The sequence below is a fragment of the Streptomyces sp. BB1-1-1 genome (genome assembly GCF_031597775.1).
In the GTDB taxonomy this organism is placed as follows: domain Bacteria; phylum Actinomycetota; class Actinomycetes; order Streptomycetales; family Streptomycetaceae; genus Streptomyces; species Streptomyces thinghirensis.
Map to the genome: position 1 here is coordinate 5321499 of NZ_CP134203.1, position 23086 is coordinate 5344584.

Here is a 23086-nt window from a genome sequence, read left to right on the forward strand (position 1 = left end):
GCGGGGCGGTACGCCGCCGGGGACGCGGGATGGGGCGGCGGCGGTCGGGGTGTACAGGGCTGCGGTGCCGGGCGGCTGGGGTGTGGGGTCGCTGTTGGGGCCGCGGGGCGGGGTGGGTGTGAGGGGGCGGTCCGGTGTGTGGAGCGGTGTGCTGGTCGGGCTGAGCTGAGACCTGGTCATGACCTTGCGCATGGGGGCTCCCCGTTCGGCGGCCCGGGTGATACCGGGCAGTAACTTAGCGGTTGAGGATCTTGTACGGGCCGGCGGGCGGGACGGCAAGGAGGGCGGTGGCCGGGCCGAGGGGGTCGGAGGGTTCACCTATCAGAGTGGTCGGGACGGTCGGAAAGCCCGGGGTGGAGCGGTTGTACCGGGTGAGTTCCGGGGCCGTATGTGGACGCGTCGGGCGTCACGGGTGGCAACCCGAAAGGGGACACCCGCACGTATCCTGAAGGCTCTCCCAGGCCATCCCGGCCGTCCCGGGCCTTCGGTGGCGCTCCCGACCAGGAAAGCGGAAGTCTCATGCGCGTCTACGTCCCCGTGACCCTCTCCGGCCTCGCCGAGGCGCACAGGACGGGAGAGCTGGGGACGGGACCACTCGTCGCCTACGCCGTCACACCGGCGCTGCGCGAGTGGTACCTCTCGGACGACATCGAGGAGCTGGAGTACGCCGCCCTGAACCGGGCCGCGCTGGCCTCGCTGCGGCTGCTGGCGGCCGACGCCGGCGCGCCGCGGCGCCGGGTCGTGGTCGCCGCCGACGTGTCCGACGGCGCGGCCTCGGCCGCCCCGGACCGGGGGCCCGAACCGGCGGAGCTGGGCGAGGTGCGGCTCACCGGGCCGCTGCGGCTGGCCAAGGCGGCCTCGGTGCACGTCGACTCCGCCGACGCGGAGGCGGACGTGACCGCCGCGGCCGAGGCCCTCGTGGCGGCGAACGGCGGGGACGACGACGCCCGGTCCGTCGTGGACGGGGCCGAGGACCACGAGCTGCTGTGGTACGCGACGCAGGAGATCCCGAACCTGGTGGAGCCCGGTCACTGACGTCCCGCCGGCCGGCCGTCCCCGGTCGATCGTCGCGGCCCTCGTCTTGATTGTCAGTGGCGGCGGGTACGTTTTCGGGCATGGGGATGCAGACAGGGGCGCACATCGTCTGGGACTGGAACGGGACGCTGTTCCACGACAATGACGCGATCATCGGGGCGACGAACGCGGCCTTCGCCGAGCTGGGACTGGCGTCGATCACGCTGGAGCAGTACCGGTCGCTGTACTGCGTGCCGGTGCCGAAGTTCTACGAGCGGCTGATGGGGCGGCTGCCCACCGACGCCGAGTGGGAGGTCATGGACGCGACCTTCCACCGCCACTACACCGAGCACCGGGTGCGGTGCGGGCTCGCCGAGGGCGTGGCGGAGCTGCTCGCCGGCTGGGGTTCGGCGGGGCGCAGTCAGTCGATCCTCAGCATGTACGGCCATGACGAGCTGGTTCCGCTGGTCAAGGGGTTCGGGATCGAGGCGCACTTCATACGCGTCGACGGGCGGATCGGGCCGTCCGGGGGCAGCAAGGCCGAGCACATGGTGCGGCATCTCGCGGAGCTGGCGCTGGCCGGGGTGGACCCCGCTCGTACGGTGGTGATCGGGGACGCCGCGGATGACGCGGTGGCCGCGCGGCATGTGGGGGCGGGGGCGGTGCTGTACACCGGGGGGTCGCACAGTCGGGCCAGTCTGGAGGGGGTCGGGGTGCCGGTGGTGGACACGTTGGGGGAGGCCGTGGCGGAGGCGGCGCGGTTGGCGGCGTGAGGGCGGCTGTGCGGGGACGGTGCCCTGTGCGGGGGCGGCGACCTGTGGTGGGACGGTGGCCCGTGCTGGTGGGGGCCGGGGGTGGGTGTCGCGGCCCGGCGTTGCGGGGTGCCGCTGCGCCCACCCGTGCCGCCCCAGCGGCACGACTGCCCGCAGCTGGGCGGGGAGGGGGCGGTGGCGAGTGCCCGCAGCTGGGCGGGGGTGGGGCGGTGGCGAGTGCCCGCAGCTGGGCGGGCGGGGGCGGTGGGGTGGCGGGGGATCTGTGCAAAACGTCAAAGTTTCGGTCCCGGTTTTGTACACATACGGCTCGTGACGGGGGCCCCGCAAGGAGCGATAGCCTTGTGGCGTGATCAGCGCGATAGCTCGCGGGGGCACCGGCGCCCCCGCTCTGCGCCCGGTACGCACGGACGACATCCGTGTCCGGGCGGCGGTCGCTGGTCTTCGCGGGCGGGACGGGGCATCGAAGGCCCCCGGTACGGCGCCGCGCACCCCCCGGACGATGGCGGCGAGAGCGACGTCACACCCGGCGAGCGCGGCGACATTGGCTGATATGCCCCCGCTCCTCTCACCTTGCGGCATAGCGTCGGAACAGACCGGACACCCCGCGTCTCGACGTCATGCCGGAAGGCAGGAGACCGTACTTCCTTCTACGTCACGCAACGGCGCGCGACAGGAGCCAGAGGACAATGCAGACCAAGCTGGACGAAGCCAAGGCCGAGCTGCTCGAAAGGGCTGCGCGGGTAGCTGAGAACAGCCCGGTCGGGGGGCACCTACCGACTGGGACGACGGACGAGGGCACGTCGGACACCCCGGGCACCCCGGACCACGCATCCGTGTTCGCGTTCCTCCGGCGCTACTACCGGCACACCGCCCCGGAGGACCTGGCCGACCGCGACCCGGTCGACGTCTTCGGAGCCGCCGTCTCGCACTACCGGCTGGCCGAGAACCGCCCGCAGGGCACGGCGAATGTGCGGGTGCACACCCCGACGGTCGAGGAGAACGGCTGGACGTGCAGCCACTCCGTCGTCGAGGTGGTCACGGACGACATGCCCTTCCTCGTCGACTCCGTCACCAACGAGCTGACCCGGCAGGGGCGCGGCATCCACGTCGTCGTCCACCCGCTGATCGTGGTGCGGCGCGACGTGACCGGCAAGCTCGTCGAGGTGCTCACCCGCGGGCCCTCCGACGACCTCCCGCACGACGCGCACGTCGAGTCCTGGATCCACGTCGAGTTCGACCGCGAGACCGACCGCGGCGACCTGAAGCAGATCACCGCCGACCTGCTGCGCGTCCTGAACGACGTCCGCGAGACGGTCGAGGACTGGGGCAAGATGCGGGACGCGGCCGTCCGCATCGCGGAACAGCTGCCGACCGAGCCCGCCCCCGACGACCTCCCCCCGCGGGAGCTGGAGGAGGCCCGCGAGCTGCTGCGCTGGCTGGCCGACGACCACTTCACCTTCCTCGGCTACCGCGAGTACCAGCTGCGCGGCGACGACTCGCTCGCCGCCGTCGCCGGCACCGGCCTCGGCATCCTGCGCTCCGACCCGCACCACGCGGCCGACGAGAGCCACCCCGTCAGCCCGTCCTTCGAGCGGCTGCCCGCCGACGCCCGGGCCAAGGCCCGCGAGCACCGGCTGCTGGTGCTGACCAAGGCCAACAGCCGGGCCACCGTGCACCGGCCGTCGTACCTGGACTACGTCGGCGTCAAGAAGTTCGACGAGCAGGGCAACGTCGTCGGGGAGCGCCGCTTCCTCGGCCTGTTCTCCTCCGCCGCCTACACCGAGTCCGTCCGCCGGGTGCCGGTCGTCCGGCGCAAGGTGGAGGAGGTGCTGGAGCGGGCCGGCTTCTCGCCCAACAGCCACGACGGGCGGGATCTGCTGCAGATCCTGGAGACGTACCCGCGCGACGAGATGTTCCAGATGCCGGTCGAGGAGCTGGAGCCGATCGTCACCTCCGTGCTCTACCTCCAGGAGCGGCGCCGTCTCCGGCTCTACCTGCGGCAGGACGAGTACGGGCGCTACTACTCGGCCCTGGTCTACCTCCCCCGCGACCGCTACACCACCGGGGTCCGGCTGCGGATCATCGACATCCTCAAGGAGGAGCTCGGCGGCACCAGCGTCGACTTCACGGCCTGGAACACCGAGTCGATCCTGTCCCGGCTGCACTTCGTGGTCCGCGTGCCGCAGGGCACCGAGCTGCCGCAGCTGTCCGACGCGGACAAGGAGCGCATCGAGGCCCGTCTCGTCGAGGCCGCCCGTTCCTGGGCCGACGGGTTCGCCGAGGCGCTGACCGCCGAGGTCGGCGAGGAGCGCTCCGCGGAGCTGATGCGCCGCTACGGGAGCGCCTTCCCTGAGGGCTACAAGGCCGACCACGGCCCGCGCTCCGCGGTCGCCGACCTCGGTCACCTGGAGCGGCTCGACCAGGACAGGACCTTCGCGCTGAGCCTGTACGAGCCGGTCGGCGCCGCGCCCGAGGAGCGGCGTTTCAAGATCTACCAGAAGGGCGGCACGGTCTCCCTGTCCGCCGTGCTGCCGGTGCTCAGCCGGCTCGGCGTGGAGGTCACCGACGAGCGGCCGTACGACCTGCGCTGCGCGGACCGCACCACGGCCTGGATCTACGACTTCGGCCTGCGCATGCCGAAGTCGGTGGCCGGCGGCGCCGACTACCTCGGTGACGACGCCCGCGAGCGCTTCCAGGAGGCCTTCGCCGCCACCTGGAACGGCCAGGCGGAGAACGACGGCTTCAACTCCCTCGTGCTCAGCGCCGGGCTGACCTGGCGGCAGGCCATGGTGCTGCGCGCGTACGCCAAGTACCTGCGGCAGGCCGGGTCGACGTTCAGCCAGGACTACATGGAGGACACCCTCCGCAACAACGTCCACACCACGCGGCTGCTCATCTCGCTGTTCGAGGCGCGGATGGCCCCCGAGCGCCAGCGGGCCGGGCGCGAGATCGTCGACGCCCTGCTCGAAGAGGTCGACGCGGCCCTCGACCAGGTCGCGAGCCTCGACGAGGACCGGATCCTGCGGTCCTTCCTCACCGTCATCAAGGCGACGCTGCGGACGAACTTCTTCCAGGAGGCGGCGGGCGGCAAGCCGCACGACTACGTCTCCATGAAGTTCGACCCGCAGGCCATCCCCGACCTGCCCGCGCCGCGCCCGGCGTTCGAGATCTGGGTGTACTCGCCGCGCGTCGAGGGCGTGCACCTGCGCTTCGGCAAGGTCGCGCGCGGTGGTCTGCGCTGGTCGGACCGGAGGGAGGACTTCCGTACCGAGATCCTCGGCCTGGTCAAGGCGCAGATGGTGAAGAACACCGTCATCGTGCCGGTCGGCGCCAAGGGCGGCTTCGTCGCCAAGCAGCTGCCCGACCCGAACGTCGACCGCGACGCCTGGATGGCCGAGGGCATCGCCAGCTACAAGACGTTCATCTCGGCGCTGCTCGACATCACCGACAACATGGTGGCCGGCGAGGTCGTGCACCCCGCCGACGTCGTCCGCCACGACGAGGACGACACCTACCTCGTCGTCGCCGCCGACAAGGGCACCGCGAAGTTCTCGGACATCGCCAACGAGGTCGCCGAGTCCTACAACTTCTGGCTCGGCGACGCCTTCGCCTCCGGCGGAAGCGCGGGCTACGACCACAAGGGCATGGGCATCACCGCCCGCGGCGCCTGGGAGTCCGTCAAGCGGCACTTCCGGGAGCTGGGTGTCGACACCCAGACCCAGGACTTCACGGTCGTCGGCATCGGTGACATGTCCGGCGACGTGTTCGGCAACGGCATGCTCCTCAGCGAGCACATCCGCCTGGTCGCCGCCTTCGACCACCGGCACATCGTCATCGACCCGAACCCGGACGCGGCCACCTCGTACGCCGAGCGGCGCCGCCTGTTCGAGCTGCCGCGCTCCTCCTGGGAGGACTACAACACCGAGCTGCTCTCGGCGGGCGGCGGGGTCTTCCCGCGCACGGCCAAGTCGATCCCGGTCAACGCGCACATCCGCGAGGCCCTCGGCATCGAGGCCGGCGTCACCAAGATGACCCCGGCCGACCTGATGAAGGCGATCCTGTCGGCGCCGGTGGACCTGCTGTGGAACGGCGGCATCGGTACGTACGTCAAGGCGTCCACCGAGTCCAACGGCGACGTCGGCGACAAGGGCAACGACGCCATCCGCGTCGACGGCAAGGACCTGCGGGTCCAGGTCGTCGGCGAGGGCGGCAACCTCGGCCTGACCCAGCTGGGCCGGATCGAGTTCGCGCTGCACGGCGGCCGGATCAACACCGACGCCATCGACAACAGCGCGGGCGTGGACACCTCCGACCACGAGGTGAACATCAAGATCCTGCTCAACGGTCTCGTCAAGGACGGCGACATGACCGTCAAGCAGCGCAACAAGCTGCTCGCCCAGATGACCGACGAGGTCGGCGCGCTGGTCCTGCGCAACAACTACGCGCAGAACACGGCGATCGCCAACGCGCTGGCCCAGTCCAAGGACATGCTCCACGCCCAGCAGCGCTTCATGCGCCACCTGGTCAGGGAGGGCCACCTCAACCGGGCCCTGGAGTTCCTGCCCACCGACCGCCAGATCCGCGAACGCCTCGGCACCGGGCAGGGCCTGACCGGCCCGGAGACCGCCGTGCTGCTGGCGTACACGAAGATCACGGTCGCCGAGGAGCTGCTGCACACCTCGCTGCCCGACGACCCGTACCTCAAGGGCCTGCTGCACGCGTACTTCCCGACGGCGCTGCGCGAGCAGTTCCTCGACCGGATCGACGGCCACCCGCTGCGCCGGGAGATCACGACGACCGTCCTGGTCAACGACACGGTCAACACGGGCGGTACGACGTACCTGCACCGGATGCGCGAGGAGACCGGCGCCTCGCTCGAGGAGATCGTGCGGGCGCAGACCGCGGCCCGGGCGATCTTCCGCTCCTCCCCGGTGTGGGACGCGGTGGAGGCGCTGGACACCAAGGTCGAGGCCGATGTGCAGACCCGCATCCGGCTGCACTCGCGCCGCCTGGTCGAGCGCGGCACGCGCTGGCTGCTCAACAACCGGCCGCAGCCGCTGGAGCTCGCCGAGACGGTGGAGTTCTTCGCCGAGCGCGTCGAGCAGGTCTGGTCGCAGCTGCCGAAGCTGCTGCGCGGCGCGGACGCGGAGTGGTACCAGCACATCTACGACGAGCTGACCGCCGCCGGTGTCCCGGACGAGCCGGCCACGCGGGTGGCCGGGTTCTCCTCGGCCTTCCCGACGCTGGACATCGTGTCGGTGGCCGACCGCATGGGCAAGGAGCCGCTGGACGTCGCCGAGGTGTACTACGACCTCGCCGACCGGCTGAGTGTCACCCAGCTGATGGACCGGATCAGCGATCTGCCCCGCAACGACCGCTGGCAGTCCATGGCCCGCGCGGCGATTCGCGAGGACCTGTACGCGGCGCACGCGTCGCTCACCGCCGACATCCTGGCGGTGGGCAACGGCACGTCGACGCCGGAGCAGCGGTTCAAGGCGTGGGAGCAGAAGAACGCGGCGATCCTCGGCCGGGCCCGCACCACGCTGGAGGAGATCCACAACTCGGAGGACTTCGACCTGTCGAACCTGTCGGTGGCGATGCGGACGATGCGGACGCTGCTGCGTACGCATGCGTGACGGCGTGATGCCGTAGCCGCACAGCCGTGTGAGGTGCCCCGGGTCACTCGACCCGGGGCGCCTTCATGCCCGCTCTGTCTGGAAAGTCCGGAAAGTCTGGAAACTCCGCATAAGGTGACGGGGTGACTGGGCGTCTCTGGACCGCACGCGTCGCCGCGCTCGTCCTCCTGCTCCTCCTGCTCCTGGCCGTCGTCCGGCTGCCCTGGGCCGGTGACCTCGGCATCCACGCGGCCACCGTCGAACGTCTGCGGCACAGCCTGCTCGACCCCGGCAATCCGCTGGTCGACGCGGACACGCCCAGCCCGTACTACTCGCCGTGGACGGTGCTGCTCGGCTACGTGGCCAAGGCGACCGGGTTCTCCGTCTTCGTCGTGCTGCGGCTCGGGGCGCTGGTGGGGCTCGGGGTGCTGGTGACGGGGGTGTGGCGGTACGTGCGGGTGCTGAGCGCGCGCCCGGCGGCGCCCCCGCTCGCGCTCCTCAGCCTGGTCCTGCTGTGGGGCACGGCGCAGTTCAGCTGGAGCGGCTTCCTCGGGCTCCACTCCCTCGCGCTGACGGTGGCCTATCCCAGCGTGCTCGCGCTCGGTCTCGCCTTCCACCTGTGGGCGTGGCTGTCGTGGGCCCAGGGGTGGGGCGCCCGGCTCGGGTGCGGAGTGCTGTGGGCGGTGATCCTCCTCGTCCACCAGTTCTCCGGCGTCGTGGCGTCGCTGGGCGCGCTCGCCGTCGCGTGCTCGGCGCGGACCGGGTGGCGGGCGCCCGGGCGACTCGCCGTGGGCCTGGCGCTGGGGACGGTGGTGCTGTGGGTCTGGCCGTACTACGACTTCTTCGCGCTGCTCGGCGCCGGCGACGGGATGAACGCGGTGCACCGGTCGCTGTACCGGGACCTGCCCGGGCGGTACTGGCTGGTGCTGGTGGGGGTGGCGGCGCTGGGCGTGCGGTGGTGGCGGGACCGGCGGGACGTGCTGGTGCTGTTCTTCGTCCTGGGGGCGGTGGTGTTCGCGGCGGGCGGGGTGAGCGGTCACTGGTCGTGGGGGCGCGTGCTGCCCGCCGCGCTGATTCCGGCGCAGCTCGCGGTGGCGCTGGAGGTGGTGGAGGCCGGGCGGCGGGCGGTGCGGGCCGGGTGGGCGTGCGTGCTGGGCGCGGCGCTGGTCGTGGGGGTGTGGGCGCAGGCGGGGACGCTCGGGTACGTGGTGGACCGGGGGCTGCTGCCGGGGGTGGTCGAGGCGAAGTACCGGGAGCCCTGGACGGGATACCACTGGATCACGCCGTGGGTGGGGTACGGGGACGTGGTCATGGCGAGGAAGTTCCCGTCGCGGCAGATTCCGGCCTACGGGTCGTACACCGTGGCTCCCGGGTACCCCGACTTCTTCCTGCGGGACGAGGGTGAGCGGGTGGCGGCGGCGCGGACCTACTTCTCCAAGGGGGCGGCCGGCGGTGTGCGGCGCGCGATCGTGCGGGAGTACGGGGTGCGGTGGGTGGTGGACCGGGGGGACGGGCTCCGGGGGGCCGAGGGGTTGCGGGCGGTGACGCGGGGGCCGGACGGGCAGATCCTGTACGAGGTGGTGGGGTGAGCGCCGGGCGGGGCCGGGGCGCCGCGGGCGGGCTCAGCGCAGGACGCTCGCCGCCAGGCGGACCGCCCGCTTCACACGTGGCGTGGCCAGGCGGCGTACCGCCGGGTGGATGAGCGCCGCCGCCGGGCCCACCGGCTGCCAGCGGATCTGAAGCCGGCCCGGGTTGTGGCCCTCCGGTTCCACCGTGACCCGGTGGGGCAGGGCACCCGAGTGGTAGGGGACCCGGGCGGTGAAGGGGGTGAAGGTGAGCGGGGCCAGGAGGATGCCGGTGTGGGTCTGGCCCTGGTGGCGGAGGCGGAGTACGGGGTGGCGGATGCCCTCGAAGCCCTGGAGGGGGAGGCGGGCCGAGGCCAGGTCCAGGCGCACGTGGCCCTCGAAGACGCCGGGGCGGACGGGGCAGAGGCGGAAGGGGACCGTGAGGCGGCGACGGCCGGGTGAGAGGTGGAGGGTGGCGCGCTGGGGGCCGACCGGTAGGCGCAGGGCCGGGTCGTAGGTGCGGACGGTCAGGTCTACCGAGGCGCCGGGCCCCTGCTCGATCTCCGTCACCTCGTGGCGGAGTTGGGCGGTGAAGAACGGGCGGGTGTCCAGGTCCAGGTCGGTCAGGTCGAGTTCGTGGCGGGCCTGTGCGGAGTGCGGGATCTCCTCGCCCCAGTAGGTGCGGCCGTCCGCCGGGTCCGGTGTGGTGCGGCGCGGGGCGACGTCGTGGCCGAGGCCCCGGGCGGCGAGGCGTACGTCGGACAGGCGGCGGTCGCGGACCAGTTGGACGACGATCCGTTCGGCGCGGGGGAGTCGGGCGTAGGCGCCCGGGGTCAGCGTGTCGAGGTACGGGGTCACGATGTCCGCGAAGGACGCGAGCCACGCGTCGTCCCGGTACGGCAGGTCACCGGCGTACATGCGGAAGTCGTGCTTGAGGAACTTGAAGTCCTTGTCCTCCCGCAACGACACGTGCCCGCTCTCGGCCAGGAACGCGTCGATCAGACGCTGCACGTGGACGCGGTCGCGGACGTTGGTCAGCTTGTGCCGCTGGTTGGATATGGAGGCCGTCTCGGAGGCGGCGTAGGGGGCGACGTACCAGCGGTAGACCGGCTCGGGGACGACGGTGAACGTCTTGGCCAGGCAGTACGCCTGCGCCGAGAAGAGCTGGTCCTCGTAGTGGATGCCCTCGGGGAAGCGCAGGTCGTGCCGGTCCAGGAAGGCGCGGGCGTACATCTTGCTGGTCGACAGGTGCTCGAAGAACAGGCGCGGGTCGGCCTCGATGCCGTCGAGGGTGCGGCGCTCGGCCACCAGGTGCGGCATCCACGTCGTACGGCGTCCGCCGTCCACGCGTATGCGGTGCACCGCGCCCATCGCGAAGTCGATGTCGCGTTCGCGGTGGGCGGCGAGCAGGACCTCGACGGCGCGCTCGGGGAGTTCGTCGTCGCTGTCCAGGAACATCAGGTACGGCGCCCGCGCGATCTCCAGGGCGCGGTTGCGCGGGGCGCTGCACCCGCCGCTGTTCTCCGGCAGGCGCAGGTACCCGACCCGGGCGTCGCGCGCCGCCAGCCCCCGGGCCACCTCCTCGGTCGCGTCCGTCGAGTGGTCGTCGCTGATGACGACCTCGATGTTGGCGTGGGTCTGGCGCAGGGCGGACGCGACCGCGCGGGGGAGGCGTTCGGCGTCGTTGTAGACGATGACCGTGACGGTGACGTCGGGGGTGTCCACCGAAGTGGATGGGGCCGTGGACGTGCTCATGACGCGGTCGCCTCCTCGGGGCTCGGGGCCGGGGTGCGCTCCTCGACCGGCAGTACGGGGGGCAGGGTCCGTTCGTCCTCGCCGAGGAAGACCCGGCGTACGACGCGTTCGGCGGCGCGGCCGTCGTCGTACTCGCAGAACCGGCGCCGGAAGGCGGCCCGCGCCTTCGCCGCGCGTTCGTCGCGCCAGGCGTCCGTGGTGAGGATGTCCGTCAGCTCCGCCTGGTCGCGGGCGACCGGGCCCGGGGCCTCGGCCATCAGGTCGAAGTAGACGCCCCGGGTGGTGCGGTACGTCTCCCAGTCGTCGGCGTGGATCACGATCGGGCGGTCGAGGTTGGCGTAGTCGAACATGATCGACGAGTAGTCCGTGACCAGCGCGTCGGCGGCCAGGCACAGCTCCTCGACGGGGTCGTAGGAGGAGACGTCGATGATCCGGCCGGTGCGGCGCAGGCCCGCCAGTGGAGAGGTGGCGGTCTCGTAGAAGTAGTGGGCGCGCACCAGCAGGACCGTTTCCTCACCGAGTCGGTCGGCGAGGGCGGCGAGGTCCAGGCGCGGGGTCCAGCCGGCCTCGTAGTCGCGGTGGGTGGGCGCGTAGAGGACCGCCCGGTGGCCGGGCGCGATGCCCAGGCGTTCGCGGACCGCGCGGACCTCGGCGGCGCCGGCGGTGTAGTAGACGTCGTTGCGCGGATAGCCGTGGTCGAGGGAGGCGTGCCGGGACGGGTACGCCCGTTGCCACATGCGGGTGGAGTGGCTGTTGGCCGAGACGCTGTAGTCCCACTTGTCGACGCGCTCCAGCAGCGCCTGGAAGTCCAGGCCCCGGGCGGCGGCGGGGTACGGCATCTGGTCCAGGCCCATGCGCTTGAGCGGAGTGCCGTGGTGGGTCTGGACGTGCACGGTGCCGGGGCGTTTGACGACCGCGTCCGGGAAGTTGACGTTGTTGACGAGGTACTTGGCGCGCGCCAGCACCTCCCAGTAGCGGCGGGTGCCGGGCACGACGTGGTCGGTGCCGGGTGGCAGCAGGGCGGCGCCCGGGGCGGTGACCACCCACACCGGGTGGACGCTCGGCGCGAGTTCCGCGAGCTTGGCGGCGATGGCGGCCGGGTTGCAGGCCACGCCGCGGGCCCAGTACGCCGAGAAGACGGCGAGGTGCGGATCGACCGGCTCGGCGAGCGCCCGACGGTACTGGAGGGCGCGCAGCCGCGTCCCGGCCCGGTGCCTGCCGGCGCGCGCCGCCGACCGCACCCCGCGCCGCGTGCGGTTGGCGGCCTGGAGGACGCGGTACTCGGCGCGGGCATCCTGCTCCAGCAGCGACCGGCGTACGCCTTCGAGGCCGGCCGGGCGCCGGTGACCTTCGGGGCGGTGGCGCCGGGCGGCCAGGGACGCCCGGTGGAAGAACTCCCGCGCCACGTCGTCCGGCATCCCGGCGCGGGTGAAGGTGCGCAGGCAGTCGCGGACCATCAGGTCGTACAGGACGGTGTGGACGGCCGGGCGGCCGGCGGCCAGGTCGAGGAGCGTCTCGTAGCGCTCGACCAGGGCGTAGCGCTGCTTCGGCGTGACCGGCGGCAGGCTCTCGGGGCGCAGCCGGCGCTCCTCGTACGCGGGGTGGGGCAGACAGGCGACGCGGTCGGCGAGCAGCAGGGCGGCGTACGCGGCGAAGGGCTCGTCGTCGGTGGTGAGGAGGCGCTCGTGGGCCCGCCAGAAGCCGGCGCGCACGGCGCGGTTGCCGAGCAGCGGGGTCAGTCCGAGCAGCGCCGCGCGGTCGTCGAGGGCGAGGTCGGCGCTGCCCGCGCGGGCGAGGCGGGGGCCGTCCGGGGAGGGCCGGCCGCAGGCTCGCCAGGTGCTGCGGACGTGGTCGAAGAGCAGGACGTCCACGGTGCCGTCGCCGGTGCCGGGGAGGGTCGCGGCGTGCTCGGCGATGGTGCGCGGGGCGCCGGGGGGAAGCCCGTCCTTGGCGTGGACGAAGTGCAGCCACCGGCCCGACGCCCGCGCCGCCCCCGCCGCGCGGGCCGCGGCGTCGCCCGCCCCGCCCGGCAGCGGCAGGACGGTGAACGCGGGGGTGTGCCGCTCGGCCGCCTCCCGTGCCCAGTCCCCGACGGCGGCGACGATCACCTCGACGCCGGTGAGGGGGTGGGCGTCGAGGGTGTCGAGGAGGGCGGGCAGGTGGTCCTGGACGTTGGGGCCGTGGACGATGACGCTGAGGTCGGGGGTCTCGGGCATCGCGGGGACTCCTTCGCCGTCGTCGTCGCTCCCGGCGCTCTCCTGTTCGGTCGTTCGGCCATAGTGGCACTAATCGGGCAAAAGGGTTAACCGTGCGTACGCCTCCCGGGGGAGGGGGCGCGCTCGGGACGAGGTCAGGCGGCCGTCTTCGTCTTCGGGGCGGGCTTGGCCGCCGGCTTGGGCTTCGCCGCCCTGTCCGGGCCGCCGGTGAACTTCTCGTACTCCTTCAGGACCTCGTCCGTCGGCCCGTCCATGCGCAGCTCGCCGCGTTCCAGCCACAGCACCCGGTCGCAGGTGTCGCGGATGGACTTGTTGCTGTGGCTGACCAGGAACACCGTGCCGGCGTGCCGGCGCAGCTCCCGGATACGTTCCTCGGAGCGCTTCTGGAAGGAGCGGTCGCCGGTGGCCAGGGCCTCGTCGACGAGGAGGACGTCGTGGTCCTTGGCGGCGGCGATGGAGAAGCGCAGCCGGGCCGCCATGCCGGAGGAGTAGGTGCGCATCGGCAGGGTGATGAAGTCGCCCTTGTCGTTGATGCCGGAGAAGTCGACGATCTCCTGGTAGCGCTCCTTGATCTGCGCGCGGGACATGCCCATCGCCAGGCCGCCGAGGTGGACGTTGCGCTCGCCGGTGAGGTCGTTCATCAGGGCCGCGTTGACGCCGAGGAGGGAGGGCTGGCCGTCCGTGTAGATGCGTCCGTTCTCCACCGGGAGCAGGCCGGCGACCGCTTTGAGCAGCGTCGACTTGCCGGAGCCGTTGGTGCCGATCAGCCCGATCGCCTCGCCCCGGTACGCCACGAAGGACACGTTCCTGACGGCGTGCACCCGGCGCACGCCCGCCGCCTTCTCGGCCTTCCTGCCGCGCAGGATGCGGTTGAGGGCGGCGGTCGCCGAGCCCCGGCCCGCGCCGGTGCCGTTGACCCGGTAGACGATGTCGACGCCGTCGGCGACGACGGTGGGGACGCGCTCGTCCGCCTGCTTGCCCATGTCGTTGCCGTTGTTGTCAGCCACGTCCGTACGTCTCCTCGGCCTTCCAGAAGTAGATGAAGCCGCCGATCCCGGCGACCAGGGCCCAGCCCACGGCCATCGCCCACACGTGGTCCGGCAGCATGCCGCCCCCGAAGCTGTCGATCAGCGCGAAGCGCATCAGGTCGATGTAGACGACGGCCGGGTTGACCTGGAGGAGAGGGCCGACCCACGAGGGCAGGCCGCTGTCCGGGCCGGTCATGTGATGGATGCTGAACATGACGCCCGAGCCGTACATCCAGGTCCGCAGCAGGAACGGCATCAGCTGGGCCATGTCGGGGATCTTGGAGCCCACCCGGGCCATGATCAGCGCCAGGCCCGCGTTGAACACGAACTGCAGCACCAGTGCCGGGACCGCCAGCACCCAGGACGCGGCGGGCGGCACGCCGAAGGCGAGCAGGATGACGACCAGGGCGCCCATCGAGAACATCAGCTGCTGCAACTGCTGGAGGCAGAACGACACCGGCAGCGCGGCCCGCGGGAAGTGCAGGGCGCGCACGAGGCCGAGGTTGCCGGAGACGGCCTTGGTGCCCGCCATGATCGAGCTCTGCGTGAAGGTCCACACGAACACGCCGGTGACCAGGAACGGGACGAAGTCCTCCACGCCCCGGCTGGTGTTCATCAGCATGCCGAAGATGAAGTAGTACACCGCCGCGTTGAGCAGGGGCGTCATCACCTGCCAGACCTGGCCCAGCTTGGCCTGGCTGTACTGGGCGGTGAGCTTGGCGGTGGCGAAGGCGGTGATGAAGTGCCGGCGCGCCCACAGCTGACGGACGTACTCGGGCAGGGAGGGGCGGGCGCCGCTGACCGACAGACCGTGCCGGGCGGCGAGGGCCGCCAGGTCGTGGTCGGCGGGGGCGGGGGCGACCGCGTCCGGTGTCGGGGGCGGTGTGTGGAGGACCTGGCTCACATCCGCTGCTTTCGCTCGGGGGTGGGGGCGACGCCCGTCGTTCACCGAGGTGACCCGGAGCGTTCACCTACGTCGGGACGGGACCGTATCGTCGTAACGCGAGCGTAGGGCTTGGCCGCGTCGGAACGCAACCGTTTCGTCGTAACGCCCCTATGCTTGGCTCGCATGACGACCAACGCCGACGAGCCGCAGCCGCGCCCGCGCCGCCGGGCCCCCGCCGGGGCGGCCGTGCTCCGCGAGGACGTGACGGAAGCCATCCGGGCGGCGGTCTTCGAGGAGCTCGCGGCGGTCGGCTACGCGCGGATGTCCATCGAGGGGATCGCGCGCCGCGCGGGGGTCGGCAAGACGGCCGTCTACCGGCGCTGGCGCTCCAAGCTGCACCTGGTGCTCGACATCGTCTCCGCGCTCGCCGTGCAGGGCCTGCCCGCGCCCGACACCGGCTCCCTGGAGGGCGACCTGCGGCTGTTGTACGAGGTGACGTCCCGTGCCCTGCGGCACCCGGTGGCCTCGCAGATCATCCCCGACCTCCAGGCGGAGGCGGCCCGCAATCCCGACATCGCCGAGGCCATGCGGAAGACCCTGCGGGAGGGCCAGGACGGCGTCGCCAGCAGGATCCTCGCGGCGGCGACGGAACGCGGCGAGCTGGGCCCCGCCGTCGACACCGACCTGGCCCTCGACCTGATCTCGGGCCCGCTGTACTGGCGCTCGGTGGTCATCCGCAGCCCGAAGCTGCCGAAGGGCTACCTGGCGGCGCTGGCCCGGGCGACGGCGGCGGGGCTCAAGGCCCTCTGATACTGGCCGGTTCTCGTCAGCGGCTCCTGCCAGGACGCGGCTGACACCTTCGGCGATCGTTCAACGGAGGGCCCGCCCTAGGCCCTGTCGTCAAACTCCCGTCTGCCTCGCGACGCCATGCACGCACTGCCCGCCCTCCGGGCGGACGACGGGAGTTCGACGACAGGACCTAGTCGCGTGCCGCTCCCGGATGCAGTCGTACCCATCCCGCCCAGGCCGAGGTGATCATGTCCTCGACGTCGTACTTGGCCTTCCAGTCCAGTTCCACGGCGGCGCGGTCGGCCGAGGCGACCACGCGGGCCGGGTCGCCGGGGCGGCGGGGGGTGACCGTCGGGGGGTGGTCGTGGCCGGTGAGGGAGTTGATGCGGTCGATCATCTCGCGGACGGAGACGCCCTCGCCCCGGCCGATGTTGAGGGTGAGGGTGCTCCCTGGGGAGGCCTGGAGGGCGCGGGCCGCGGCGACGTGGGCCTCGGCCAGGTCGACGACGTGGATGTAGTCGCGGACGCAGGTGCCGTCCGGCGTCGCGTAGTCGTCGCCGAAGACGCGCGGGGCGGCGCCCTCCGTCAGCTTCTCGAAGACCATCGGGACGAGGTTGTACACGCCCGTGTCGGCGAGCTCCGGGCTCGCCGCGCCCGCCACGTTGAAGTAGCGGAGGGAGGCGGTGGACAGGCCGGACGCCCGGCCGGCGGCGCGGACCAGCCACTCGCCGGCCAGCTTGGTCTCGCCGTACGGCGACATGGGCAGGCACGGCGTCTCCTCCGTCACCAGGTCGACGTCGGGCATGCCGTACACGGCCGCGGAGGAGGAGAAGACGAAGGACGGGACGCCGGCCGCCGTGACCGCCTCCAGCAGGACGCGCAGGCCCTCGACGTTCTCCCGGTAGTAGTGCAGCGGCAGGTCCACCGACTCGCCGACCTGCTTCTTGGCGGCCAGGTGCACGACACCGGTGACCGAGTGGTCGGCCAGGGCGCGCGCGACGCGTTCGCCGTCCAGGACCGAGCCCACGACCAGGGGAACGCCGTCGGGCACGCGCTCGGCGATTCCGGTGGACAGGTCGTCGTACACGACCGCCTTCTCGCCCGCCTCGGTCATCGCCCGTACGACGTGCGCCCCGATGTATCCGGCGCCGCCGGTGATCAGCCAGGTCATGTGCGGCCGTCCCCTCGTCAGTGGTCCTCGGTGCTGGGTAGTCATGATCCGTCATTCCGGTGCCGGGCGGGCACCGCACCCTTCAGGACGAGGCGGAGGCCGGTTCGGTGCCGTACGCGTCGACGGCCGCCGTGAGCCGGTCGAGACGGGCCCGCAGGTCCTGGACCTCCGCCAGGTCCAGGCCGGTCGCCGCGGCGATCCGGCGCGGCACCTCCACGGCCCGCTCGCGCAGCGCCACGCCCTCCCCGGTCAGCCGCACCTCCACCGACCGCTCGTCGCGCGCGCTGCGCTCCCGGTGGACCAGACCGGCCGCCTCCAGCCGCTTGAGCAGGGGCGAGAGCGTGCCGGAGTCGAGGCGCAGGTGCTCGCCGAGCCTCTTGACCGGCAGCTCGCCGTGCTCCCACAGCACCAGCATCACCAGGTACTGCGGGTAGGTGAGGCCGAGGTCCTTGAGGACCACGCGGTAGACGCCGTTGAAGGCGCGCGAGGCGGCGTTCAGGGAGAAGCAGATCTGCTGGTCCAGGCGGAGCCAGTCCGTTGCGGGCGTGGTCATGGTTCCCAGGGTAGCCGACGGCCTTTGCGGGCAATTTAGTTGTGCGCAATTGAATTGCGTGCTCTACTGGGTGGCGTCGGAAGTCACCACGACACTCCTCCGCAGAACCCAGAGAGGGACGGTTTCCCATGGACGCGCTCTACACCGCCGCCGCCACCGCCACCCACGGCCGCGACGGCCGCACCGTCAGCTCCGACGGCACGCTCGACCTCGCGCTCGGCGTCCCCGTCGAGATGGGCGGGAACGGCCAGGGCACCAACCCCGAGCAGCTGTTCGCCGCCGGGTACGCCGCCTGCTTCGGCAGCGCCCTCGGCCTCGTCGGCCGGCAGGCGAAGGTCGACGTCAGCGACGCCGCGGTGACCGCCGAGGTCGGCATAGGCAAGCAGGGCGAGGGCTTCGCGCTCGCCGTCACGCTCCGGGTCGAACTGCCCGAGGGCGTGGACGCGGAGACCGGCCGCAAGCTGGTCGAGCAGGCCCACCAGGTCTGCCCCTACTCCAACGCGACCCGCGGCAACATCCCGGTCGACCTCGTCATCGAGTAGTCGCGGCCGAGCCGGCGCTCACCCGACCCGCGCCAGCACCTCCCCGGTCCGCTCGCTCCACGCCACCACCACCGCCTCCTCGGGCACCGGCCGCCAGCGGGTCAGCAGCAGCCAGCGGACGTGGTAGCGGCGGACGACGGTGGCGCGCTCGGCGCGGGTCGAGCCGGGCGCGAGATACGCCTCGACGTCGGCCACCCGCCGCCCGCGCTCCCGCTCGTCCAGCGACGGGTCCGGCCAGGCGGGCGCCGCGAGGTTCGGCCCGTACCCGGCGATGGCGTGCCCGGCGTAGTAGCCGTCGGTGATCACGACCTCGCCGGGGGCGATGTGCCGGGCCGCCCACTCGTACGTCGGCCAGTTCGGCGGCTGCTCGAAGCCGACCGGGTCGAGCGGGCGCGGCACCACGGCCCCGGCGTGGACCGTGAGGAACCCCAGCAGGGCCCCCGTCGTGGCGGCCCACCCCAGCGCCCTGCGCCACCGCCCCCACGGCCGGGGCGCCGCCAGCTCCACCGCCAGGGCGAACTGCAACGGCACCAGCGTGAGGCCGAGGATCCGGCCGTAGGTGTAGTGGCCGCTGAACCAGCCGTACGCCACCACCGCGCAGTCCAGCGCGAACATCAGCACCAGCGGATCCCGCGCCGACCGGCGTCCGCGCAGCCAGAGCGCCGGGAGTCCGAGCAGCGCCAGCCAGAACTCCCCGGGCAGGTCCAGGTACAGGATCCGGTGCATCCCGTCCACGCTGTCGTCGCCGGCCAGCGCGAACACGTCGAAGTACGGCCACACCGCCGCCGACGCCCCCGCGACGCCGCCCGTCAGCGCCCACCGTCCGGCGACCGCTCCGCGCCACCCGCGCTGCCATCCGGCCACCAGCGCCACCGCGCCGAGCGCCGCCGCCACCGCCGTGATCGGGTGGACGAGGAGGATCAGGCCGTAGAGGAGGCCGAGTCCCGCGTATCCGGGCAGGCCGCGCAGGCCGCTCGGGCCCACGTACCGCACCCGGCGCGGATCCCGTGCCCGCGCCCCGGTCAGCGACCAGGCCCAGAAGGTGAGCCCGATCGCGAAAGCCGACGGGTAGCCCAGGTTGCCCGTCATCGACATCAGCCCGAGATAGCCGCTCCACCAGGCGCGCTCGGTCCCCCACAGCAGCGTCATCGCGCCCAGCGCCAGCACCGGTGCCCACGGGCGCGGGGACAGCACCCGCACGAAGCGGCCGAGGCCCGTCAGCAGCACCAGCAGGTTCACCGGCCCGGCGAGCCGCACCACCTCCCAGCCGCCCAGCCCGGTCAGCCGGGCGAGCAGGCCCTGCGCCAGCGCGTACGGCGAGTAGTACGCGCTTCCCGCACCCGGCAGGTCGGCCATCGGGTGGCGGGGGTGGAGGAGGTCGGCCTTCAGGCGCTCGACGACGGCCGCGTGCTGGCCGGCGTCACAGCACAGCGGCACCGCCCAGTACGCCAGCGTCATCAGGAGGAAGAAGAGGAAACCCGCACTCTGGTACGGGGTGGGACGCCAGACGCGGCCGCCGCGCAGCGCCGTCGCTCCGCGCACGGAACGCCGGATGAGGACGCCGGCGCTCACGGGACGGTCGAAGGGTGGGGCATTCGGGACATTTGGCGTATGTTCCCGATGATCCCGCCGGGGTCAACGAGATGACCTCACGTCACCCCATCGAGTGTGGGTCAGCTGGTCGCGCGCGCCCGGTCCGCCTGCCCCTGCGACGGCAGCGCCACCCGCCCCCGCACCACCGGCTCCAGCAGCAGCGGCACCCCCACCACCGGCAGCAGCCACGCCAGCACGATCAGCCGCCCGCCCCAGATGTCGATGTCCGGATGCCCGGCCTGGGTGAGGATCCCGGTGAACGCCGCCGCGACCACGAAACCGCCGACCGCGCCGCCGCGCCGCAGCGCGCCCCACGCTCCGGCGGCCAGGGCCGCGACGAACAGCGGCTCCCACGCCTGCCGGCGCAGCCACTCCACCCAGAAGTTGCCCTGCAACTGCCAGAACTCCGGCCACGGATCCGCCCGGTCGGGCCGGGCGAAGTGGCCGGTCAGCAGGTCCTGGAGGCTGTCGGACACCGACGGGTAGTGCAGCAGCCGGGCCAGGGCCATCGTGACGACGGCGCCTGCCAGACCCACCGCCGCGAGCGCCGGCACGTCCCGGCCGGGCGGCCGGCCCCGCCGGTGCCGCCGCAGGGCGATCAGCGCGCCCGCCGCCGCCAGGCATGCCCCGAGGAACAGCGCCTGGGAGTGCTTGACCGTGAAGAGCGCGAGCAACGACCCGGCGACCAGCGCGTACCCGGCCCGCGCGCGCCCCGCCCGCAGCACCAGCGCACAGCCCCACACCGCCGCGAGGGTCAGCGCCATCAGCAGCCCCTCGGTCATCGGGCGCATGGCGGTCGTCCCGCACGGCAGCACGTAGTACAGCCCCTGCCCGGCCAGGGCGAGCGGCACCGACACGGACAGGGTGCGCAGGATCAGGAAGGCGAGGACGCCGCCCGCGCACGCGATGACGACGCTCGCCGCCCACAACCCCCACGTCGCCCCGAAGGCCAGGACGAACGGCACCAGGAACACCGGGTAGCCGGGCCGCGCCTCGAAGATCCGCATGAAGCGTTCCTCCATGTACGGCACGGTGTGCCCACCGGTCTGCCCCGCCTCCAGCCGCGGCTCCACGTGCCGCCACTCCCGCTCCCGGCACTCGTCCATGACCCGGTCGGTGGGGTCGGGGCGGTGGAAGTGGACCACGTGCACGCTCTGGTTGCGCCGGGCCGTCGACGCCTGGCTCGTGCACACGTAGTCGATGGTGGCCGCCGCCACCCCGCGCTTGCTCCCGCCGCCGAGGCTCAGGGCGTACGACAGGTAGTTCTTGGTGTCGGGGGTGTCCCGGCCGGTGACGTTCGCGAGCTGGAGCAGGGCGAAGACCGCGGCGAGGAGCAGCACCCAGGTGCGCGGCCTCACGACGAGGTCAGCAGGTCGCGGCCGGCGGACGGGACGGCCCGGGCACCGGGGACGCCGACGGGCTCCGGCATCGGCTCGCCCAGCATCAGGGTCCGGACGACCCGCTCGGCGGCCAGCCCGTCGTCGTACTCGCAGAACCGGGCTCGGAAGGCGGACCGCAGCCGCGCCGCCTCCTCGTCCCGCCACGCGCCCGACGCCAGCAGCCACGCCAGCTCCCGGTAGGAGCGCGACACATGGCCCGGTGCCTCGGCGGTGATGTCGAAGTAGGCGCCGCGGCTCGCCGTGTAGGCGCCCCAGTCGTCGGCGTGGATCACGATCGGCCGGTCCAGGACGGCGTAGTCGAACATCAGGGCGGAGTAGTCGGTGATCAGCAGGTCGGAGGCGACCATCAGGTCCTCCACGTGCGGCTCGTCCGTCGCGTCGATCAGCACGCCCCGCCGGTGCAGTTCGGTGAGGCCCATGCCGCGCGCCGGGCCGGTGGCGAGGGACGGGTGCAGGCGGACCACCAGGGTGTGGCCGTCGCCGAGGTCGGCGGCGAGCCGGGCCAGGTCGATCCGCTCCACGTACCCGCCCCGCCGGTACTCGCGGCGGGTCGGCGCGTACAGCACGACGGTGTGCCCGTCGGGGACGCCGAGCCGCTCGCGGATCCGGCGGCCGTCCTCCGGGGCGGCGCCCACCAGCACGTCGTTGCGCGGGCTGCCGGTGTGCACGGACGTGAAGTGGCACGGGTACGCCCGCTCCCACACCCGCTCCGCGTACCGGCCCGCGACCAGGCTGTAGTCCCAGCGGTCGGCCCGGCGCAGCATCTGCGGCACGTCGACGCCGTGCCGGGCGCCGGGCCGCCCCAGCAGGTCGGCGCCCATGTACTTGAGCGGGGTGCCCTGGTGGGTGTGGATGTGGACGCTGCCCGGGCGCTTGGCCACGCCACCGGGCCAGTTGACGTTGTTGACGAAGAACGTGGCCCGCTCGGTCACCCGGCGGTAGGCGGCGCTGCCCAGGACCACGTGCTCCGTGTCCGGCGGCAGCGCGGCCGTGTCCGCCGCGCACTCCTCGTCGCGCACCACCCACACCCCGCGCAGGTCCGGGGCGATCTCGCGGGCCTTGCGGTAGACCGCCGCGGGGTCGCCCAGCACGCCCCGGTGGGAGAACGCCGAGTACACGGCGAGGCCGGCGTCCAGCGGGCGGCGGCGGTTCACCGCGGTCCGCACCCGCCCCGCACGTCCGGCGACCACCCCGCGCGCCTGCCGTGCCCGCCGCTCCAGCTCCCGGCCGGCCCGCCCGGACTGGCGCCGCACCAGGTAGGTGGCGTATCCGCCGTTCAGCACCCGCAGCTCGGCCGGGATCTCGGCGCCCTCCGGCCGGTACGCGCGGAACATCTCGGCGGTGCGGCGGAAGAACTCGGCCTTGTCGGCGGGCGGCAGCCGGTCCGGCTTGGACAGGATGTCCAGGCAGTGCTCACCCATCTTGGCGTGCAGGAACGGCCGCCAGCGGGCCAGCTCCGGGCGGGCGTCGAGGAAGGCGAAGACCCGCTCGTACTGCGCGTGGACGTCGAAGTGCTTGCGGCTGGTGGTGGACAGGATGTTGCCCTGGCGGCGCTGCCGGTAGTTCAGGCAGATGCGGTCCAGCGTGGCGATCCGCCCGGCGCCGAACATGACCGGGAAGGTCCAGGGCGTGTCCTCGTAGTAGCCCGGCGGGAAGGTGAACCCCTCCCGTTCCACGAAGTCGCGCCGGTAGACCTTGTTCCAGACCACCATCAGCAGGTCGAGGATGCCGGGGTGCTCGGCGGCCGTGAAGGTACCGTCGCCCGCCTCCGCCAGCACCTCGGCCAGGACGTTGCGCCGCGTGCCGCCCCACCAGTAGGTGCGCGCGTAGTCGAATACCAGCACGTCCGGGTCGTCCGTCTCCGCGAGCCGGTCGGCCATCGCGCGCAGGGCGCCCGGGGTGAGGGTGTCGTCGCTGTCGAGGAAGAAGAGGTAGTCGCCGGTGGCGTGCGGCAGCCCGGCGTTGCGGGCCCGGCCGAGGCCCACGTTCTCCTCCAGGTGCAGCACCCGCACCCGCTCGTCGCGGACGGCGTACTCGTCGAGGATCGCGCCGCAGCCGTCCGGCGAGCAGTCGTTCACGGCGATGACCTCGATGTCCCGGTAGGACTGGTCCAGAACGGAGTCGAGGCACTCGCGCAGGAAGCCCTGCACCTTGAAGCAGGGGATGATGACGCTGAAGCGGGGCAC

At 72.7% G+C, this 23086-nt stretch carries 15 protein-coding genes; 6 read left to right on the top strand and 9 right to left on the bottom strand.

The window, feature by feature from the left end:
* Positions 1–519 precede the first annotated feature (519 nt).
* The 4 genes from RI578_RS24475 (at position 520) to RI578_RS24490 (ending at position 8991) form a co-directional block, all read left to right on the top strand.
* A complete protein-coding gene (locus RI578_RS24475) occupies positions 520–1035 on the top strand; it encodes a DUF6912 family protein (RefSeq protein WP_310873077.1) in 516 nt (171 codons plus the stop codon).
* An 80-nt stretch (positions 1036–1115) separates the two neighbouring features.
* A complete protein-coding gene (locus RI578_RS24480; RefSeq protein ID WP_310873078.1) occupies positions 1116–1787 on the top strand; it encodes an HAD hydrolase-like protein in 672 nt (223 codons plus the stop codon).
* 686 nt (positions 1788–2473) lie between these two features.
* Positions 2474–7423, top strand: coding sequence for an NAD-glutamate dehydrogenase (locus tag RI578_RS24485; RefSeq protein ID WP_310873079.1), 4950 nt, complete (start codon positions 2474–2476; stop codon positions 7421–7423).
* 122 nt (positions 7424–7545) lie between these two features.
* Positions 7546–8991 (top strand): hypothetical protein, encoded by a 1446-nt coding sequence (locus tag RI578_RS24490; RefSeq protein WP_310873080.1) that lies wholly within the window; start codon positions 7546–7548, stop codon positions 8989–8991.
* A 33-nt stretch (positions 8992–9024) separates the two neighbouring features.
* On the opposite strand, the gene RI578_RS24495 is transcribed toward RI578_RS24490, so the two are convergent.
* From RI578_RS24495 to RI578_RS24510, 4 genes are all read right to left on the bottom strand, one after another.
* Positions 9025–10722: a glycosyltransferase family 2 protein gene (locus RI578_RS24495; protein ID WP_310873081.1), complete on the bottom strand. Its 1698-nt coding sequence runs from the start codon at positions 10720–10722 to the stop codon at positions 9025–9027.
* The gene (locus RI578_RS24500; RefSeq protein WP_310873082.1) at positions 10719–12938 is read right to left on the bottom strand and encodes a CDP-glycerol glycerophosphotransferase family protein; all 2220 of its coding nucleotides are present in this window, start codon (positions 12936–12938) and stop codon (positions 10719–10721) included. Before RI578_RS24500 ends, RI578_RS24495 begins: the two co-directional genes overlap by 4 nt.
* A 134-nt stretch (positions 12939–13072) precedes the next feature.
* Positions 13073–13921, bottom strand: a complete 849-nt coding sequence (locus RI578_RS24505) for an ABC transporter ATP-binding protein (protein WP_310875851.1) — start codon at positions 13919–13921, stop codon at positions 13073–13075.
* A 16-nt stretch (positions 13922–13937) separates the two neighbouring features.
* Complete coding sequence (locus RI578_RS24510) at positions 13938–14870, bottom strand: ABC transporter permease (RefSeq protein ID WP_310873083.1); 933 nt, start codon at positions 14868–14870, stop codon at positions 13938–13940.
* A 165-nt stretch (positions 14871–15035) separates the two neighbouring features.
* Between RI578_RS24510 and RI578_RS24515 the strand changes: the two genes are divergently transcribed.
* Positions 15036–15662 (top strand): TetR/AcrR family transcriptional regulator, encoded by a 627-nt coding sequence (locus RI578_RS24515; protein ID WP_210960770.1) that lies wholly within the window; start codon positions 15036–15038, stop codon positions 15660–15662.
* A 169-nt stretch (positions 15663–15831) separates the two neighbouring features.
* On the opposite strand, the gene galE is transcribed toward RI578_RS24515, so the two are convergent.
* Both galE and RI578_RS24525 read right to left on the bottom strand, forming a co-directional pair.
* Entirely contained in the window at positions 15832–16812 is a 981-nt protein-coding gene (galE, locus tag RI578_RS24520) for a UDP-glucose 4-epimerase GalE (RefSeq protein WP_310873084.1), read from the bottom strand.
* Between the two features lie 82 nt (positions 16813–16894).
* Positions 16895–17365 (bottom strand): MarR family transcriptional regulator, encoded by a 471-nt coding sequence (locus tag RI578_RS24525; protein WP_310873085.1) that lies wholly within the window; start codon positions 17363–17365, stop codon positions 16895–16897.
* A 128-nt stretch (positions 17366–17493) separates the two neighbouring features.
* Between RI578_RS24525 and RI578_RS24530 the strand changes: the two genes are divergently transcribed.
* Positions 17494–17907, top strand: a complete 414-nt coding sequence (locus RI578_RS24530) for an organic hydroperoxide resistance protein (protein WP_121747267.1) — start codon at positions 17494–17496, stop codon at positions 17905–17907.
* A gap of 18 nt (positions 17908–17925) precedes the next feature.
* Here the strand turns inward: RI578_RS24530 and RI578_RS24535 are convergent, their stop codons facing one another.
* The 3 genes from RI578_RS24535 to RI578_RS24545 form a co-directional block, all read right to left on the bottom strand.
* Entirely contained in the window at positions 17926–19479 is a 1554-nt protein-coding gene (locus RI578_RS24535) for a hypothetical protein (RefSeq protein ID WP_310873086.1), read from the bottom strand.
* Between the two features lie 101 nt (positions 19480–19580).
* Positions 19581–20858, bottom strand: a complete 1278-nt coding sequence (locus tag RI578_RS24540; protein ID WP_310873087.1) for a hypothetical protein — start codon at positions 20856–20858, stop codon at positions 19581–19583.
* Positions 20855–23086, bottom strand: coding sequence for a CDP-glycerol glycerophosphotransferase family protein (locus tag RI578_RS24545; RefSeq protein ID WP_310873088.1), 2232 nt, complete (start codon positions 23084–23086; stop codon positions 20855–20857). Before RI578_RS24545 ends, RI578_RS24540 begins: the two co-directional genes overlap by 4 nt.